General features: G+C 62.0%; 15 protein-coding genes. 5 read left to right on the top strand and 10 right to left on the bottom strand.

The annotated features are described in order from the left end of the window. Positions 1-76: 76 nt before the first annotated feature. The 7 genes from PM2_RS08600 to PM2_RS08570 all read right to left on the bottom strand — a co-directional run bounded on the left by PM2_RS08600 (position 77) and on the right by PM2_RS08570 (position 8384). The gene (locus PM2_RS08600) at positions 77-970 is read right to left on the bottom strand and encodes an ABC transporter permease subunit (protein ID WP_016712586.1); all 894 of its coding nucleotides are present in this window, start codon (positions 968-970) and stop codon (positions 77-79) included. Beyond that, a complete protein-coding gene (locus tag PM2_RS08595; RefSeq protein ID WP_016712587.1) occupies positions 967-1887 on the bottom strand; it encodes an ABC transporter permease subunit in 921 nt (306 codons plus the stop codon). Before PM2_RS08595 ends, PM2_RS08600 begins: the two co-directional genes overlap by 4 nt. Then, positions 1884-3026, bottom strand: coding sequence for a polyamine ABC transporter ATP-binding protein (potA, locus tag PM2_RS08590; protein ID WP_016712588.1), 1143 nt, complete (start codon positions 3024-3026; stop codon positions 1884-1886). The genes PM2_RS08595 and potA overlap by 4 nt, the downstream gene beginning before the upstream one ends. Before the next feature lie 70 nt (positions 3027-3096). Then, positions 3097-4191 (bottom strand): polyamine ABC transporter substrate-binding protein, encoded by a 1095-nt coding sequence (locus PM2_RS08585; RefSeq protein WP_016712589.1) that lies wholly within the window; start codon positions 4189-4191, stop codon positions 3097-3099. A 158-nt stretch (positions 4192-4349) separates the two neighbouring features. Beyond that, positions 4350-5447 carry a polyamine ABC transporter substrate-binding protein gene (locus tag PM2_RS08580; RefSeq protein WP_016712590.1) on the bottom strand — a complete coding sequence of 366 codons (1098 nt, stop codon included), beginning with the start codon at positions 5445-5447 and terminating at the stop codon, positions 4350-4352. A gap of 170 nt (positions 5448-5617) precedes the next feature. After that, positions 5618-6979: an aspartate aminotransferase family protein gene (locus PM2_RS08575; protein WP_016712591.1), complete on the bottom strand. Its 1362-nt coding sequence runs from the start codon at positions 6977-6979 to the stop codon at positions 5618-5620. A gap of 46 nt (positions 6980-7025) precedes the next feature. Next, positions 7026-8384: a glutamine synthetase family protein gene (locus PM2_RS08570; RefSeq protein WP_016712592.1), complete on the bottom strand. Its 1359-nt coding sequence runs from the start codon at positions 8382-8384 to the stop codon at positions 7026-7028. 574 nt (positions 8385-8958) lie between these two features. Here PM2_RS08570 and PM2_RS08560 point away from each other — a divergent pair. Then, positions 8959-10335 (top strand): glutamine synthetase family protein, encoded by a 1377-nt coding sequence (locus PM2_RS08560; protein WP_016712594.1) that lies wholly within the window; start codon positions 8959-8961, stop codon positions 10333-10335. Between the two features lie 89 nt (positions 10336-10424). On the opposite strand, the gene argA is transcribed toward PM2_RS08560, so the two are convergent. After that, on the bottom strand, positions 10425-11723 hold the full coding sequence (argA, locus tag PM2_RS08555) for an amino-acid N-acetyltransferase (protein WP_016712595.1): 1299 nt from the start codon (positions 11721-11723) through the stop codon (positions 10425-10427). Between the two features lie 123 nt (positions 11724-11846). After that, positions 11847-12989: an acetylornithine deacetylase gene (gene argE, locus PM2_RS08550; protein ID WP_028698414.1), complete on the bottom strand. Its 1143-nt coding sequence runs from the start codon at positions 12987-12989 to the stop codon at positions 11847-11849. Positions 12990-13103: 114 nt separating this feature from the next. Between argE and PM2_RS08545 the strand changes: the two genes are divergently transcribed. Next, the gene (locus tag PM2_RS08545; protein ID WP_028698413.1) at positions 13104-14498 is read left to right on the top strand and encodes a CYTH domain-containing protein; all 1395 of its coding nucleotides are present in this window, start codon (positions 13104-13106) and stop codon (positions 14496-14498) included. Positions 14499-14599: 101 nt separating this feature from the next. Here PM2_RS08545 and PM2_RS08540 read toward each other — a convergent pair whose 3' ends face one another. Further along, a complete protein-coding gene (locus tag PM2_RS08540) occupies positions 14600-15070 on the bottom strand; it encodes an Lrp/AsnC family transcriptional regulator (protein ID WP_016712598.1) in 471 nt (156 codons plus the stop codon). Positions 15071-15196: 126 nt separating this feature from the next. On the opposite strand from PM2_RS08540, the gene PM2_RS08535 reads away from it, so the two are divergent. The 3 genes from PM2_RS08535 (at position 15197) to PM2_RS08525 (ending at position 17675) form a co-directional block, all read left to right on the top strand. Further along, positions 15197-15502, top strand: a complete 306-nt coding sequence (locus PM2_RS08535) for an ACT-like domain-containing protein (RefSeq protein ID WP_016712599.1) — start codon at positions 15197-15199, stop codon at positions 15500-15502. Positions 15503-15598: 96 nt separating this feature from the next. Next, positions 15599-17272: a GspE/PulE family protein gene (locus PM2_RS08530; RefSeq protein WP_028698412.1), complete on the top strand. Its 1674-nt coding sequence runs from the start codon at positions 15599-15601 to the stop codon at positions 17270-17272. An 88-nt stretch (positions 17273-17360) separates the two neighbouring features. Next, a complete protein-coding gene (locus PM2_RS08525; protein WP_019098663.1) occupies positions 17361-17675 on the top strand; it encodes a DUF2388 domain-containing protein in 315 nt (104 codons plus the stop codon). Positions 17676-17729 lie beyond the last annotated feature (54 nt).

The raw sequence follows: 17729 nt of genomic DNA, 5'->3' as shown, positions 1-17729 counted from the left end.
GCTAACAATGGCCAGCCATGCACCTGGCTGCCCTGACACCCCACAGAGCCGAAACCCTGCGGGGATGTCTACACAGTCAGGCCGAAGCCGCAACCTGCGCCGGGCGCTTGACCTGTGGCTGCGAGGCATTGGCCGCCGCACCCTCTTCGATCGCCTGCTGAATCGCCTTGCGACGACGCTCTTCGGCCTGGCGGCTGAAGTACCAGACAAAGAAGGTCACCAGCGACACCGACAGTAGAATCAAGCTGGCCACGGCGTTGATCTCGGGCTTCACGCCCAGGCGCACCGCCGAGAACACTTCCATCGGCAAGGTGGTCGAACCCGGGCCGGACACGAAGCTGGCCAGCACCAGGTCATCCAGCGACAGCGCGAACGACATCATGCCGCCCGCCGCCAGCGATGGCGCGATCATCGGGATGGTGATCAGGAAGAACACCTTCCACGGCTTGGCACCCAGGTCCATTGCCGCTTCTTCGATCGACAGGTCCAGCTCACGCAGGCGTGCCGACACCACCACCGCCACGTACGCCGCACAGAACGTGGTGTGGGCGATCCAGATGGTGACGATGCCACGCTCCTGGGGCCAGCCGATCATCTGCGCCATGGCCACGAACAGCAGCAACAGCGACAGACCCGTGATCACCTCGGGCATTACCAGCGGCGCGGTGACCAGGCCACCGAACAGCGTGCGACCCTTGAAGCGGGTGACGCGGGTCAGCACGAAGGCCGCCAGGGTACCCAGTGCCACCGCGGCCACCGCCGTGTAGCAGGCGATTTCCAGCGAGCGCATCACCGAACCCATCAGCTGGGTGTTGTCGAGCAAGCCGACGTACCACTTGATCGACCAGCCACCCCACACCGTCACCAGCTTGGAGGCGTTGAACGAGTAGATCACCAGGATCAGCATCGGCAGGTAGATGAACAGCAAGCCCAGCACCAGCATCAGCTTGGAGAAACTGAAGCGTTTCATGCGCGGCCCTCCATTTCTTTAGCCTGGCTGCGGTTGAACAGCAGGATCGGCACGATCAGGATCGCCAGCATCACTACCGCCAGGGCAGAGGCCACCGGCCAGTCACGGTTGTTGAAGAACTCTTGCCACAGCACCTTACCGATCATCAGGGTTTCCGGGCCGCCGAGCAGTTCAGGGATCACGAACTCACCCACCACCGGGATGAACACCAGCATGCAGCCGGCGATGATGCCGTTTTTCGACAGCGGTACGGTGATTTTCCAGAAGCTGTTGAAGGTGCTCGAACCCAGGTCCGAAGCGGCCTCCAGCAACGAAGGGTCATGCTTCACCAGGTTGGCGAACAGCGGCAGGATCATGAACGGCAGGTACGAATAGACCACGCCGATGTACACCGCCAGGTTGGTGTTGAGGATTTGCAGCGGCTGGTCGATCAACCCGGTCCACAGCAAGAAGCCGTTGAGCAGGCCGTTGTTGCTGAGAATGCCCATCCAGGCATAGACGCGGATCAGGATCGCGGTCCAGGTCGGCATCATGATCAGCAGCAGCAATACGGTCTGCGTCTCCTTCTTGGCGTTGGCAATGGCGTAGGCCATTGGGAAGCCGATCAGCAGGCACAGCAGGGTGCTGAAGAACGCCATCTTCAGCGAGCCCAGGTAGGCCGAGAGGTACAGCTCATCCTCGGTCAGCAGGCCGTAGTTGGCCAGGTTCAGCACCAACTGGATCTTGTCTTCGACGTAGCTATAGATCTCGGTATACGGCGGGATCGCCACGTCGGCTTCGGCAAAGCTGATCTTCAACACGATGAAGAACGGCAGCATGAAGAACAGGAACAGCCAGATGAACGGCACGCCGATCACCACATGCCGCCCCTGCGGGGTCAGGCGCTGGAAGGCTCGCTTGAGCTTGCGCAGTTTCATGACCGCAGTACCACGCCGCTGTCATCTTCCCACCATACGTACACTTCATCGCCCCAGGTCGGGCGGGTGCCCTGGCGCTCGGCGTTAGCGACGAACGACTGGACGATCTTGCCGCTCGGCAGCTCCACGTAGAACACCGAATGGCCACCCAGGTAGGCGATGTCGTGTACCTTGCCGCGCGACCAGTTGTGCTCGCAGGTCGGCTGCTGGGTAGTAACCAGCATCTTTTCCGGGCGCAAGGCGTAGGTGATGTGCTTGTCTTCCACCGAGGTGGTGATGCCGTGGCCCACGTAGATCTTGCGCTCAAGCTCCGGGCTGGCAATGATCGCGTGGCCTTCGGCGTCGTCGACCACTTCGCCTTCGAACAGGTTGACGTTACCGATGAACTCGCACACCAGGCGGCTGGTCGGGGTCTCGTAGATGTCCACCGGCGAGCCGATCTGGGCGATCCAGCCCAGGTGCATGATGGCAATGCGCTGGGCCATGGTCATGGCCTCTTCCTGGTCGTGGGTCACCATCACGCAGGTCACACCCACGCGCTCGATGATCTCTACCAGTTCCAGCTGCATCTGCGAACGCAGTTTCTTGTCCAGCGCGCCCATCGGCTCGTCGAGCAGCAGCAGCTTGGGGCGCTTGGCCAGCGAGCGTGCCAGGGCCACACGTTGACGCTGGCCACCCGACAGCTGGTGCGGCTTGCGCTTGGCGTACTGGGTCATGTGTACCAGCTTGAGCATCTCGGCCACGCGGGCGTCGATCTCGGCCTTGGGCATCTTGTCCTGCTGCAGGCCGAAGGCGATATTCTGCGCCACGGTCATGTGTGGGAACAGCGCATAGGACTGGAACATCATGTTGATTGGCCGCTCGTAAGGCGGCATGTCGGTGATGTCGACGCCATCGAGGAAAATCCGCCCTTCAGTCGGGCGCTCGAAGCCGGCCAGCATGCGCAGCAAGGTGGACTTGCCCGAGCCGGAGCCACCCAGCAGGGCGAAGATCTCGCCCTTGCGGATTTCCAGGGACACATCGTCCACGGCTACGGTTTCGTCGAATTTTTTCGTAACCCGGTCGATCTTGACCAGCACCTGCTTGGGTTGCTGGCCACCCTCGAGGGCTTTTTTATAGGCACCGGAGGCAACTGCCATGAGTGAAACTCCCAACAAGATTTTTGTGCCCGCGCGGCCTGGTCTGCAGGTGCGCTGCGGGTCTGGATAATTACTTGCCCGACTTGACCTTGGTCCAGCTACGGGTCATCAGCCGTTGCACCTTGGGTGGCAACTCTGAGTTCACGAACATCTTGTCCAGCACTTCCTGCGGTGGGTAAACCGCGGCGTCAGTCCTCACGGCCTGGTCCATCAGGTCGCCAGCCTTGGGGTTCGGGTTGGCGTAACCGACGTAATCACTGACCTGGGCGATAACCTCAGGTTTCAGCAAATAGTTGATGAAGGCATGCGCCTCTTTGACGTTCTTGGCGTCCTTGGGGATCGCCAGCACATCGAACCAGAGGTTGCCGCCTTCCTTGGGAATGGCGTAGGCCAGGTTCACGCCCTTCTTCGCTTCTTCAGCGCGGGCCTTGGCCTGGAACACATCACCCGAGAAGCCTGCCGCGACGCAGATGTCGCCGTTGGCCAGGTCGGTGATGTACTTGGACGAGTGGAAGTAGGTCACGTACGGGCGTACGGCCAGCAGCTTCTGCTCGGCTTTTGCGTAATCCTTGGGGTCGGTGCTGTTGGGGTTGAGCCCCATGTAGTTGAGCACCGCCGGGAGCATTTCATCCGCCGAGTCGAGGAAAGCAACACCGCACTTGGAGAGTTTCTTCATGTTCTCGGGCTCGAACAAGACGGCCCAAGAGTCGATGGTGTCCACGCCCAACGCGGCCTTCACCTTGTCGACGTTGTAACCAATGCCGTTGGTGCCCCAGAGGTAGGGAACGGCGTACTGGTTGCCCGGGTCGTTCTTTTCCAGGCGCTTCATCAACGCCGGGTCGAGGTTGGAATAATTGGGCAGCAGTTTCTTGTCGAGCTTCTGGAACGCGCCCGCCTTGATCTGCTTGCCAAGGAAATGGTTGGACGGCACCACCACGTCATAGCCGGTATTGCCGGCCAGCAGCTTGCCTTCCAGGGTTTCGTTGGAGTCGAACACGTCCTGCACTGGCTTGATGCCCGTGGCTTTCTCGAAGTCCGCGAGTGTGGTCGGGCCGATGTAGTCGGACCAGTTGTAGAAGTGCACCGTAGGCGCCGCTTGGACGCTGCATGCCAGCGTCAGGCCCGCACCAGCCATCAAGGCCTTGCGGATTACAGAAATAGACAAGTGGGTGCTCCTCACAATCAGTGCCTGGGTAGCGACAATGCTGCCGCACACGCAAAACCGGCGCGCAACTTACCTTCGCAGCTTCGATGCCGCAATCATCAATTGCCTTTCACTGGCTCTGGGCCGGGAAACCCCGACCCAGAGGTGCCGCATCGGGGTTATTTGCCCGACTTGATCTTGGTCCAGCTTCGGGTGATCACACGCTGGGCAGAAGCTTCAGGCGCAGCGATTGCGTACAGCTGCTTCTTCACTTCGGCTGGCGGGTAGATGCTCGGGTCGCTGGTGATGTCTTTGTCCACGAACGGGGTAGCGGCAGCGTTGCCATTCGGGAAGCGCACGGCGTTGGTGATTTCAGCCATGATTTCCGGCTGCATCAGGAAGTCCATGAACTGGTAGGCAGCGTCTTTATGCTCGGCATCTTTCGGGATGGCGACCATGTCGTAGAAGGTGCCGGCACCTTCTTTCGGAATCACGTAGTCCACTTTGACCTTGTCGCCAGCTTCGTGTGCGCGGGCCTTGGACTGCTCCAGGTCACCCGAGTAACCGACGGCCACGCAGATGTTGCCGTTGGCCATGTCGCCGATGTACTTGGACGAGTGGAAGTAGGTGATCGAAGGACGGATCTTGAGGAACAGGTCCTCGGCGGCCTTCAGGTCTTCTTTCTTGGTGCTGTCGGTCGGCAGGCCCAGGTAGTGCAGCGCGGCTGGCAGCATTTCGGTCGGGGCGTCGAGGAAGCTCACGCCGCAGCTCTTGAGCTTGGCGATGTTCTCAGGCTTGAACACCACGTCCCACGAGTCGATCTTGTCCACGCCCAGCGCGGCCTTGACCTTCTCCGGGTTGTAGCCGATGCCGATCGAACCCCACATGTACGGGAAGGCGTGCTTGTTGTCCTTGTCGCTGGCGTCGCCAACGGCTTTGAGCAGGTCGGTGTCGAGGTTCTTCCAGTTCGGCAGCTTGGAGCGGTCCAGTTCTTCGTACACACCGGCCTTGATCTGCTTGGCCAGGAAGTTGTTGGACGGCACCACGATGTCGTAGCCCGACTTGCCGGCCAGCAGCTTGGCTTCGAGGGTTTCGTTGCTGTCGAAGACGTCGTACTTGACCTTGATACCGGTCTGCTTCTCGAACTTGGCGATGGTGTCTGGTGCGATGTAGTCCGACCAGTTGTAGACGTTCAACACCTTGTCTTCAGCCTGAACAGCGGTAGCCATGGCACCCATCAGGGCGGCGGCCAGCAACGTCTTGCCCATTTTATTCATGCGTAATGCTCCAGAATTTTTTAATTAGCCATCTGTTCAGCAGCCAGGACCTACGGTGCAGAGCGCGCGGCGACTGAAACAGCCGCTAGTCTGGCAAGTTACAAGGCTCTGTATCAAGGAAAGCAGGGCCTTGTAACGACTTAATGTCACATCGCTAGCCTAGCAAACTGTCAACGAATCGCTTCGAGCGTCAGGTCCAGGCATTTGCGTGCCTTTTCCACCAGTTCGTCGATCTCTGCATGGCTGATCACCAGCGGCGGCGCAATGATCATGGTGTCACCCACCGCGCGCATGATCAGGCCGTTTTCGAAGCAGAAGGTGCGGCAGATCATGCCCACGCCCTTGCCTTCGTAACGGCTGCGGGTGGCCTTGTCCTTGACCAGCTCAATCGCGCCGAGCAGGCCCAGGCCGCGTACCTCGCCCACCAGAGGGTGGTCCTGCAGTTCACGCAAACGCTTTTGCAAATACGGTGCCGTTTCGCTGCGCGCCTTCTCGACGATTTTCTCGTCACGCAGGATGCGCAGGTTTTCCAGGCCCACGGCGGCCGCTACCGGGTGGCCGGAGTAGGTGAAGCCGTGGTTGAAGTCGCCGCCTTCGCTGAGTACCTGGGCCACGGTGTCACGCACGATCACACCGCCCATTGGGATGTAACCGGAAGTCAGGCCCTTGGCGATTGTCATCAGGTCAGGCTTGAGGTCGTAGTAGTCGGAGCCGAACCACTCGCCGGTACGGCCGAAACCGCAGATCACTTCGTCGGCGACGAACAGGATGTCGTACTTGGCGAGGATCTCCTTCACCTTCGGCCAGTAGGTTTCCGGCGGGATGATCACGCCGCCGGCGCCCTGGATCGGCTCGGCGATGAAGGCGGCGACATTGTCTACGCCGACTTCGAGGATTTTCTGCTCCAGCTGCTCGGCCGCCCACACCCCGAACTCATCCGGGGTCATGTCGCCGCCTTCGCCAAACCAGTAAGGCTGCGGGATATGCACGATGCCCGGGATCGGCAGGCCGCCCTGCTCGTGCATGCCGCTCATGCCGCCCAGGCTGGCACCAGCCACGGTGGAGCCGTGGTAGCCGTTGATGCGGCCGATGATGGTCTGCTTCTGTGGCTTACCTTTCAGCGCCCAGTAATGGCGGACCATGCGCAGCACGGTGTCGTTGCCTTCGGAGCCGGAGCCGGTGAAGAACACATGGGTCATGCCTTGCGGCGCCACGTCGGAGATTGCCTTGGCCAGTTCCAGCGCAGGCGGATGGGCAGTCTGGAAGAACAGGTTGTAGTACGGCAGCTCGCGCATCTGCTTTTCTGCCGCCTGCACCAGTTCTTCACGGCCATAACCCACTGCCACGCACCACAGGCCAGCCATGCCGTCGAGGATCTTGTGCCCCTCGCTATCCCACAAATGCACACCCTGGGCCTTGGTGATGATGCGCGGCCCCTTCTCCTTCAGCTGCTTGTAGTCGCTGAAGGGCGCGAGGTGATGCTCCCCGCTCAGGGTTTGCCATTCACGGGTTTGCGGGTTGTTGACGCTCATGTGCTTCTCCGTTGTTCGACAGCCGCATCCTGCGGCACCAAGTTGATCAGACAGCAAACAGCAGGAACTCACGCTCCCAGGAACTGATGACTCGCTTGAAGTTCTCGTGCTCGGCGCGCTTGGTGGCGACGTAGCCGGTGATGAACTTCTTGCCCAGGTACTGCACCAGCGCGCGGCTGTTTTCCATGCGTTCCAGGGCGTCTTCGATGGTCAGCGGCAGGCGCAGGTTGCGGCGTTCGTAGCCACGGCCCTGTACCGGCGCACTGGCCTCGATGCCTTCGACCATGCCGATGTAGCCACACAGCAGGCTCGCGGCGATGGCCAGGTACGGGTTGGCGTCGGCGCCCGGCAGGCGGTTCTCGACGCGGCGGCTTTGCGGGCCGGCATCCGGTACGCGCAGGCCGACGGTGCGGTTTTCTTCGCCCCACTCCACGTTTACCGGCGCCGAGGTATCAGGCAGGAAGCGGCGGAACGAGTTGACGTTAGGGGCGAACAGCGGCAGCGCCTCGGGGATGAACTTCTGCAGGCCACCAATGTGGTTGAGGAACAGCGCGCTCATGCTGCCATCTTCGTTGCTGAAGATGTTCTTGCCGGTGGCCACGTCGACCACGCTCTGGTGCAGGTGCATGGCACTGCCCGGCTCGCCGGTCATCGGCTTGGCCATGAAAGTAGCGGCCACGTTGTGCTTGAGCGCCGCTTCGCGCATGGTGCGCTTGAACACCAGGATCTGGTCGGCCAGATGCAGCGCGTCGCCGTGACGGAAGTTGATTTCCATCTGCGCCGTGCCGTCTTCGTGAATCAGCGTATCCAGGTCCAGCTGTTGCAGTTCGCACCAGTCGTAGACGTCTTCGAACAGCGGGTCGAATTCGTTGGCGGCTTCGATCGAGAACGACTGACGTCCGGTTTCCGGGCGGCCCGAACGGCCAACCGGTGGCTGCAGCGGGAAGTCCGGGTCTTCGCTGCGCTTGGTCAGGTAGAACTCCATCTCGGGCGCGACGATCGGCTGCCAGCCCTTGTCGGCGTAGAGCTTGAGCACTTTTTTCAGCACGTTGCGCGGCGACAGTTCGACCGGGTTGCCCTTCTTGTCGTAGGTGTCGTGGATCACCTGCGCGGTCGGCTCGATGGCCCACGGCACCAGAAACACGGCCTTCTCGTCAGGGCGGCAGATCATGTCGATATCTGCCGGATCGAGCAGTTCGTAATAGATGTCGTCGTCGACGTAGTCGCCGGTCACGGTCTGCAGCAGCACGCTCTCGGGCAGGCGCATGCCTTTTTCGGCGATGAATTTGTTGGTAGGCGAAATCTTGCCGCGCGTGATGCCGGTCAGGTCACTGATCATGCATTCGACTTCGGTAATCTTGTGCTCTTTCAACCAATCGGTGAGCTGGTCGAGGTTGTTACTCATAAATACCTCAGGAGGTAAGGTGGTCCACGCTCTGATTCTGGATGGAGTACATTGCTAAAGCAAAAACCCCCGCGCAGAGCCACAGTGGATACACTGAAAACAGCTGTGTCCGTAATGAGTTCGAAAGGCAGGAAGACGAAGCGAAGAGCGGCAAGCCGCTACGAGGGCGGGCCCGGGAGCGCCAAACGTCAATTATTGCGGCCAGGGCGGCCACGCCATTGACGAAGCTTGCAAAAACGGCGGATGTACCCGACGGCACTGCGCAGGCAGTGCTTTCAGGTCGCGGCAAGCGGACCATGTGACCCTCGTATTATTGTGTTTTGGGTTGAGACCGAGCTTAGCCTTGTTCATTTTTTTACACAACACCTCCGTAAAAAATAAAACACGGCGTGTCGGAGATAGCCCTTTACGCGGGAAATAGCGGATAATGGCTTGCCCCGATATGCAGCAAATCTGCCGTAGATGTGCCATTTCAGGGCATCATGGGGTTGGCTTGACATCAGTATGGCTTTTCGATTGACTGGTCCTGCAAGCCCCCCTTGATTGATATTTTTAACAACAAAGGTGTTGCATCATGTCGGTACCCCCGCGTGCCGTTCAGCTTAACGAAGCGAACGCGTTCCTTAAGGAACATCCTGAGGTTCTCTACGTTGACCTTCTGATTGCAGATATGAATGGTGTGGTGCGTGGCAAGCGCATAGAGCGCACCAGCCTCCACAAGGTTTACGAGAAAGGCATCAACCTGCCTGCCTCCCTCTTCGCCCTGGACATCAACGGTTCCACCGTCGAAAGCACCGGGCTGGGCCTGGACATCGGCGATGCTGACCGCATCTGCTACCCGATCCCTGGCACCCTCTCCAACGAACCCTGGCAAAAACGCCCGACTGCCCAGCTGCTGATGACCATGCACGAGCTGGAAGGCGAGCCGTTCTTCGCCGACCCGCGTGAAGTGCTGCGCCAGGTGGTGAGCAAGTTCACCGAAATGGGCCTGACCATCTGTGCCGCGTTCGAGCTGGAGTTCTACCTGATCGACCAGGAGAACGTGAACGGCCGCCCGCAGCCGCCGCGCTCGCCAATTTCGGGAAAACGCCCGCAGTCGACCCAGGTGTACCTGATCGACGACCTCGACGAATATGCCGACTGCCTGCAGGACATCCTCGAAGGCGCGAAAGAGCAAGGCATCCCGGCCGACGCCATCGTCAAGGAAAGCGCCCCGGCGCAGTTCGAAGTCAACCTGCACCACGTGGCCGACCCGCTCAAGGCCTGCGACTACGCGGTACTGCTCAAGCGGTTGATCAAGAACATCGCCTACGACCATGAAATGGACACCACCTTCATGGCCAAGCCCTACCCGGGCCAGGCAGGCAACGGCCTGCATGTACACATTTCCGTGCTGGACAAAGATGGCAACAACATCTTCACCAGCGAGGATCCCGAGCAGAACGCCGCGCTACGTCACGCTGTCGGCGGTGTGCTCGAGACCCTGCCCGCGTCCATGGCGTTCCTCTGCCCGAACGTGAACTCGTACCGCCGCTTTGGCGCACAGTTCTACGTACCGAACGCGCCGAGCTGGGGCCTGGACAACCGCACCGTGGCCTTGCGCGTGCCGACCGGCTCGCCGGACGCCGTGCGCATCGAGCACCGCGTGGCCGGTGCCGACGCCAACCCGTACCTGATGATGGCTGCCGTGCTGGCCGGTGTGCACCATGGCCTGACCAACAAGATCGAGCCGGGTGAGCCGATTGAAGGCAACTCGTACGAACAACTGGAGCAGAGCCTGCCGAACAACCTGCGCGATGCCCTGCGCGAGCTGGACGACAGCGAGATCCTGAACAAGTACATCGATCCGAAGTACATCGACATCTTTGTCGCGTGCAAGGAGAGCGAGCTGGAGGAGTTCGAGCACTCCATCTCCGACCTTGAGTACAACTGGTACCTGCACACCGTGTAAACCAAAACGCCGCCCACAAGGGCGGCGTTTTTCATTCCGGACCGCGTCGCCTGCTTCGCGGGTATACCCGCGAAGAGGCCGGCACAGGCTTACAGAGCCTTCTCGAAAATCTTCGAATTACGCTGGTAGTTGTACAACGAAGCCCGCGCCGCCGGCAGCCGCTCAACCCCACTAGGCGCAAACCCGCGCTCACGGAACCAGTGCGCCGTGCGCGTCGTCAGCACGAACAAGGTATTCAACCCCATCTGCCGCGCCCGACTCTCGATACGCTCCAGCAATTCATCCCCACGCCCGCCATGGCGGTACTCCGGGTTCACCGCCAGGCACGCCAGCTCCCCTGCCTCGGAGTCAGCAATCGGGTACAGCGCCGCACAGGCGATAATCATGCCCTCGCGCTCCACCACACTGAACTGCTCGATTTCCCGTTCCAGCACTTCACGCGACCGGCGCACCAGAATGCCCTGCTCTTCCAGCGGGCTGATCAGCTCCAACAAGCCACCCACGTCCTCGATGGTCGCCTCGCGCACCACCTCGAACTGCTCCTGCGACACCAACGTACCGCCACCGCCACGGGTGAACAGCTCGGTCAGCAACGCGCCGTCTTCGGCATAACTGACAATATGGCTACGCGCCACACCGCCCTTGCAGGCCTCGGCGGCGGCATCCAGCAGCTCGCCCTGGTAATCACTGCCCAAACGCTGAAGATGTGGCGCAACCTGCTGTGGGCGCAGCTCGCGCACCAGCTTGCCATCTGCATCCAGCAGCCCCGGCTCTGCGCCGAACAGCAGCAGCTTGTCGGCGCCCAGCTCGATGGCAGCGCGGGTGGCCACGTCTTCGCAGGCCAGGTTGAAGATTTCGCCGGTGGGCGAGTAACCCAGCGGCGACAGCAGCACGATGGAGCGCTCGTCGAGCAGGCGGCTGATGCCCTTGCGGTCGACCCGGCGCACTTCGCCGGTGTGGTGGTAGTCCACGCCTTCGAGCACGCCTATCGGCCGCGCCGTGACCAGGTTGCCGGACGCCACGCGCAAGCGCGAGCCCTGCATGGGCGAAGCGGCGATGTCCATCGACAAGCGTGCCTCGATGGCCAGGCGCAGGGCGCCGACGGCATCGATCACGCAATCCAGGGTGGCGGCATCGGTGATGCGCAGGCCACGGTGGTAGTGCGGGGTCAGGCCGCGATCAGCCAGGCGGCTTTCGATCTGCGGGCGCGAGCCATGCACCAGCACCAGGCGCACGCCAAGACTGTGCAGCAGCACCAGGTCGTGGACGATGTTGCCAAAATTAGGGTGTTCCACCCCATCGCCTGGGAGCATGACCACGAAGGTGCAGTCGCGATGGGCATTGATGTACGGGGAGGCATGACGCAGCCAGTTGACGTAGTCGGGCATGACAGGGCCTGTGGATAAGTGGACGGAGAACGGCGGTACAGGGGCGTTCAGGATCATCGTCGAAACAGGCTTGCGGTCACGCGCGGTCTCCTCTAGGCAGGAACGAATCAGGTCAATGGACGTTTAGTTCAGGCAATAGTGCCGGATCAGGTCACGCAATAGACGCACGGTAGGCTCGATTCGTGACATTTCAAGGTATTCGCCGGGCTGGTGGGCACAGGCGATGTCGCCAGGGCCCAGCACGAGAGTCTGGCAGCCCAGCTGCTGAAGATAAGGCGCTTCGGTGCCGAACGCCACCGCTTCGGCGCGGTGGCCGGTCAGGCGCTCCGCCACTTGCACCAGCTCGGCATCGGCGGCCTGCTCGAACGGCGGTACCTCCGGGAACAGCGGCGCGTAGTCGATGCGCACATCATGGCGCTCGGCCACCGGCACCAGCTTCTCGCGAATGGCGGCGCGCAGTTGCTCCACGTCCATGCCCGGCAACGGCCGCAGGTCGAATTCCAGGGCGCACTGGCCACAGATGCGATTGGGGTTGTCACCCCCGTGGATACAGCCGAAGTTCAGGGTCGGCGTCGGCACGGTGAACTGCGGGTTGCGGTAGGTTTGCTGCCATTGCTGGCGCAAGCCCATCAGTTCGCCCATTACCGCGTGCATGGCCTCCATGGCGCTGCGGCCCAGGCTTGGGTCCGACGAATGGCCGCTGCGTCCGAGGATGTCGATGCGGTCCATGAGGATGCCCTTGTGCATGCGGATCGGCCGTAGCCCGGTCGGCTCGCCGATTACCGCCGCGCGGCCCAGCGGCCGGCCGGCCTCGGCCAGGGCGCGGGCACCGGACATGGAGCTTTCTTCGTCGCAAGTGGCCAGAATCAGCAATGGCTGCTTGAAGTCGTGCTCCAGCAGCGGGATGACGGCTTCAATGACCAGGGCAAAGAAGCCCTTCATGTCGCAGCTGCCCAGGCCGACCCAACGGCCATCGACCTCGGTCAGCTTCAGCGGGTCACTGGCCCACAGTTGTTCGTCGTAAGGTACGGTGTCGCTGTGCCCGGCCAGCACCAGGCCGCCCGGGCCGTTGCCACGACTGGCCAGCAGGTTGAACTTGCCGGGGCTGACCTGCTGGATGTCGCACTTGAAACCCAGGTCGCCAAGCCAGCCGGCCAACAGGTCGATGACCTGGCGGTTGGACTGGTCCAGCGCGGGCTGGGTGCAACTGACCGAAGGCGCGGCGATCAAGGCGGCAAACTGGTCTTTCAGCGTCGGCAACGGCATGCGCATACTCCTCGGAAGCGTTACCCATCATAGGACTATCCGCTGTCTGGAATAAACCGTTGGCGGCGGACTGCTGTAGACTCTGCGTCAACCACGCCCCCCTTCGAGTCTGTGATGCACAAAGAAACCGAACTGAAGCTCCGCGCCAGCCGCGAGACCCTTGCCGCCCTGCGCGAGCACCCTCTGCTGAAAAAGCGCAACAAGTCCGGCTGGCAGACCCGCGAACTGCTCAACCAGTACTTCGACACCCCCGAGCGTGAGCTGTCCGCCGCCCGTGTTGCCCTGCGCCTGCGCCGCGACGGCGACGCGGTCATCCAGACCCTCAAGTGCCGCGGCACCAGCGTGGCAGGCCTGTCCGAGCGCAACGAGTACGAGTGGAACCTGGACAAGGTCAAGCTCGACCTGAAAAAGCTGGACGCCACCTGCTGGCCCGAGCAACTGGCCAACCTGGACAAGAAAACCATCAAGCCACTGTTCACCACCGACTTCAGCCGTGAATACGCCGAAATCGCCTGGGGCCGTGGCAAGAGCAAAGTCGTGATCGAGGCTGCGTTGGACCAAGGCTTCGTGATCGCCGGCAAGCGCAAGGAAGAAATCTGCGAGCTGGAGCTGGAACTGCGCGAAGGCGAACCACAAGCCCTGCTGGAGCTGGCCGCCGAGCTGGCCGCCAGCCTGCCCCTGATGCCTTGCGACATCAGCAAGGCCGAGCGTGGCTACCGCCTGCTTGAGCCGGACAGTTACGAGCTGAGCCTGCCGCACACCGAGCTGGACGCCGAAATGGCCGTGGACGATGCCTACGCCGCCCTGGCCTGGCAACTGCTGGGCAGCAGCCAGCGTCTGGCCGAGCAATACCGCCACAACGGCCACTGGCGCCTGCTGCAGGACTGGGTCGAGTGCCTGAGCGAGCTGCGCGCCATCACCGCCAGCCTGGGCCAGGCCGCGCCGCGCGCCACTACCCGCGACCTGCGCAGTAGCCTGGACGCCCTGCTGGAAGACTGGCGCCCGCTGGTGCAGGCCGGCAACGATGACGAAGACATTCGCCGCGCCGCGCCCGAGCAGTTCGCCGAAGAGTTGGAAGACGTGCGCTGGGGCCAGTTCTCGCTGGAAACTTCGCGCTGGCTGCTGGCCCGCGCCTGGACCGCCGAGCGCAAGGGCCGTGGCGAGCGTCAGGGCAAGGCGCAGCTGGCCAGCTGGCTGGGGCACCTGCTGGGCGAAGAAGGCCGCGCGTTGAAGCTGCCGCTGTACACCCAGCGCCCGGAAGACCTGGCCGAGCAATTGCCACGAATCGAACAGCTGCTGGCCTGGCTGCACCATGCCCGCCAGGTGCTCGAAGCGCCGCAGATGGACCGCCTGTATGGCGACCTGAAGAAGCTGCATGAGCTGGCGGTACAACCAATCAGCGATGAACGGGCGGAGCAATCGATCACCGCTGAGTTGCTGGAAGCACGTATCGAGCAAGCTCGGGCGGTGGATCAGAGCCGCGGCTGGAAGCATCTGCTCAAGGCGTGATACCGCGTCGCCTTCTTCGCGGGCTCGCCCGCTCCCACAGGTACAGCGCAGGCCTCAGGCTTGGCGCAATACCTGTGGGAGCGGGCATGCCCGTGAATGCTTCAACGCGACAGTGGCAGGCTGGTGGTGGATTTGATCTCAGACAACGCCACAATCGAATTCACTTCCTGAATACCCGGCACGTTCGACAGTTTTTCGAAGAAGAAGCGCTCGTAAGCCTCGATGTCCGATGTGACGATCCGCAGCAGAAAGTCCACCGACCCCATCAGCACATAACACTCCAGCACCTCCGCAAACCCGCGAATCGCCTCGGTGAATTCGGTGAAGTTGGAGCGCCCGTGCGCATTGAGCTTCACCTCGGCGAAAATCTGCGTGTTCAGGCCGACCTTCTTGCGGTCCAGCAAGGTCACCTGCCCACGAATCACCCCCTCCTCCTTCAACCGCTGAATGCGCCGCCAGCACGGCGATTGCGACAGCCCCACACGCTCGGCGATCTGCGCGCTGGACAGCGAAGCGTCTTCCTGTAGCAACTCAAGAATACGACGGTCGTAGGCATCCAGCTCACTGTGCATCGATGATTCTCCAAATAAGCAATTTTCGAATAGATCTATTCGACTAGTCCCAAAAACAGCCAAATCATAGCGAAAAAATACCGCCCTCAACGTGCAAGAATTTCTCCAACATTCGCGGAGACCAGCATGAACGCACAGCCCCGTACCGACACCTGGGCCGCCAGCAACGCCCACAGCACCGTGCACTACCGCCTGCAAGCGGAAGCCGAGCCCGACAGCCTGTGCCGGGTGCTCAACCTGTTTGCCCTGCAGTTCCTGACGCCGCACAGCGTGCAGGTCAGCCAGCAGGACGACTGGTTGAATATCGAAGTCGGCATTGGCGGGCTGAGCTGGCACCGGGCCGAGGTGATTGCGCAGAAACTGCGTAACCTGGTGTGTGTGGGTGAAGTGAGCCTGACCAACCAGCAACGGGTGGAGCTGGCGGTGGTCTGATAGCCACAGCAAAATCCCGAAACCCTTCAGCTTCGGTGCACCTCCCCCACCCGTCTAGCCTTGGTCAGGACTCCCTCATCAGGCACGGACGCCAACATGCACACTCCCGACAACCCGGCACTCGACCTCAAGCGCGTGCTCGAAGCCCTGCTCGCCGACCAGCACCTGCACGCCAACGACACCCTGCAAGTCCTCGAACACGCCGCCGCCCACCCTGCAAGCCACCCGCTGGAACTGATCGCCGCCTGCGGACGGCAAGACCGCCAACACCCCGGCCAGCTTTTGGACCTGGACCGCCTCTGCCAATGGCTGGCCGGCAAGGTCGGCCAGCCCTACCTGCGCATTGACCCCATGCAGCTCGACCTGCCCCAGGTCGCCGGCCTGATCTCCCCAGCCTTCGCCCAGCGCCACGGCATCCTCATTGTCGCCGCCGACGCGTCCAGCATCACCGTCGCCAGCGCCCAGCCCTACCAGGATGACTGGCAGGCAGACCTGGCCCGCAGCCTAGGCCGGCCAATCCGCCGCGTGCTGGCCAGCCCGGCGCAGATCCGCCAGTCAGGGCAGTCGTTCCAGCGCTTGGCCCAGTCGGTGAAAGGCGCGCAACACCAGCAGTCGGCCAGCCTAGGCGAGCTCGAACAGCTAATGGAGCTGGGCAAGCGTCAATCCGAGGCCAGCGCGGACGACGCGCACATCGTGCATATCGTCGACTGGCTGCTGCAGTACGCCATCGAGCAACGCGCCAGCGATATCCACCTGGAACCTCGCCGCGAACAGGGCCAACTGCGCTACCGCATCGATGGCCTGCTGCATACCGTTTATACCTTTCCCGCCAACGTGACCCTGGCGATGGTCAGCCGCCTGAAACACCTGGGCCGCATGGATGTTGCAGAAAAGCGCCGGCCACAGGACGGTCGCCTGCAAAGCCGGCTGCCGGGTGGCGGCGAGGTGGAGCTGCGGCTTTCTACCCTGCCGACCCCGTTCGGCGAAAAACTGGTACTGCGCCTGTTCGACCCGCACCAGCTGCACGAGGGCTTCGACCGCCTCGGCCTGGCAGGGCCGCAACTGGCCCAGTGGCAAAGCCTGCTGCGCCAGCGCCAGGGCATCATTCTGGTCACCGGCCCCACGGGTTCCGGCAAGACCAGCACGCTGTACGCCAGCCTCAAGCTGCTGGCCACGCCACAGGTCAACCTGTGCACCATCGAAGACCCAATCGAACGCCTGGAACCCGCCTTCAACCAGCTGCAGGTGCAGCCTGCACTGGACCTGGGTTTTGCCAACGGGGTGCGGGCCATGCTGCGCCAGGACCCGGACATCATCATGATCGGCGAAATCCGCGACCGCGAAACCGCGCTGGTGGCAGTGCAGGCAGCGCTGACCGGGCACTTGGTGTTGTCGACCCTGCATACCAACGATGCCTGTTCGGCCATCACCCGCCTGCAAGAGCTGGGTGTAGCCGACTACCTGATCAAGGCGACCCTGGCCGGGGTCATGGCTCAGCGCTTGGTGCGTACGGTGTGCACAGACTGCCAGGCCCATGCATCAGCAACCTGCCGAACTTGCCGTGGCACTGGCTTCCACGGGCGCACAGGGTTGTTCGAACTGCTGCAACCCAGCGAGAAGCTGCGCGCCCTGATTGGACCGAACGCCGACCTGACCCATCTGCGGCGCCAGGCGCTGGCCGATGGACTGATTGACCTGCGCCGTTGCGGGGAGGCCAAAGTGGCTAGCGGGCAAACCCGCCCAGAGGAAGTGCTACTCGTCTGCAACTGACGAAAAGTCCTTTGTATTCAAGGAACTTGCCTCACCGGAAAAGATCCAACGGCGCATCTTCAACCCTCACCCTTCGAGGTGTTTCAACATGCGTCTCAAAACCGCCATCGCCGCCGCTGCCTTGCTTTCTCTGCCTATTGGCTCGGCCATGGCCGATACCTTTTGGCGTAACGTGATGACTTCCGGTGCGACCACGGCATCGAGCTACCTGACCTCGCACGATCACAAGCTGGTAGTAGCGGCACAGGATGATGCCGGCAGCTTCGTGGCCAGCGAAGGCGCCATTCGCGGGCCGTTTCTGGAGGCGGCGTTGAAGCAGGTGCGGGCGGAGAACCCGGGGATGCAGGCTTCTGACATGGAGCTGGCGAATGCCATCCTGGCCAAGAATGCGGTAGCCGAATAACCGCGTCGCTCGCCCCCACAAGGATCGCGCGAGGTTTGAGCCCTGTGCAATTCC

Source organism: Pseudomonas monteilii NBRC 103158 = DSM 14164 (genome assembly GCF_000730605.1).
In the GTDB taxonomy this organism is placed as follows: Bacteria; Pseudomonadota; Gammaproteobacteria; order Pseudomonadales; family Pseudomonadaceae; genus Aquipseudomonas; species Aquipseudomonas monteilii.
The sequence above is the reverse complement of the archived record's forward strand: the minus strand, read 5'-3'. Positions and strand labels throughout refer to the sequence as shown.

Coding starts and splice junctions, on each gene's coding strand:
- PM2_RS08545 (WP_028698413.1), top strand. CDS start 13,104: ATGCACAAAGAAACCGAACTGAAGCTCCGCGCCAGCCGCGAGACCCTT.
- PM2_RS08540 (WP_016712598.1), bottom strand. CDS start 15,070: ATGCACAGTGAGCTGGATGCCTACGACCGTCGTATTCTTGAGTTGCTA.
- PM2_RS08570 (WP_016712592.1), bottom strand. CDS start 8,384: ATGAGTAACAACCTCGACCAGCTCACCGATTGGTTGAAAGAGCACAAG.
- argE (WP_028698414.1), bottom strand. CDS start 12,989: ATGCCGTTGCCGACGCTGAAAGACCAGTTTGCCGCCTTGATCGCCGCG.
- PM2_RS08575 (WP_016712591.1), bottom strand. CDS start 6,979: ATGAGCGTCAACAACCCGCAAACCCGTGAATGGCAAACCCTGAGCGGG.
- PM2_RS08535 (WP_016712599.1), top strand. CDS start 15,197: ATGAACGCACAGCCCCGTACCGACACCTGGGCCGCCAGCAACGCCCAC.
- potA (WP_016712588.1), bottom strand. CDS start 3,026: ATGGCAGTTGCCTCCGGTGCCTATAAAAAAGCCCTCGAGGGTGGCCAG.
- argA (WP_016712595.1), bottom strand. CDS start 11,723: ATGCCCGACTACGTCAACTGGCTGCGTCATGCCTCCCCGTACATCAAT.
- PM2_RS08580 (WP_016712590.1), bottom strand. CDS start 5,447: ATGAATAAAATGGGCAAGACGTTGCTGGCCGCCGCCCTGATGGGTGCC.
- PM2_RS08600 (WP_016712586.1), bottom strand. CDS start 970: ATGAAACGCTTCAGTTTCTCCAAGCTGATGCTGGTGCTGGGCTTGCTG.
- PM2_RS08530 (WP_028698412.1), top strand. CDS start 15,599: ATGCACACTCCCGACAACCCGGCACTCGACCTCAAGCGCGTGCTCGAA.
- PM2_RS08560 (WP_016712594.1), top strand. CDS start 8,959: ATGTCGGTACCCCCGCGTGCCGTTCAGCTTAACGAAGCGAACGCGTTC.
- PM2_RS08525 (WP_019098663.1), top strand. CDS start 17,361: ATGCGTCTCAAAACCGCCATCGCCGCCGCTGCCTTGCTTTCTCTGCCT.
- PM2_RS08595 (WP_016712587.1), bottom strand. CDS start 1,887: ATGAAACTGCGCAAGCTCAAGCGAGCCTTCCAGCGCCTGACCCCGCAG.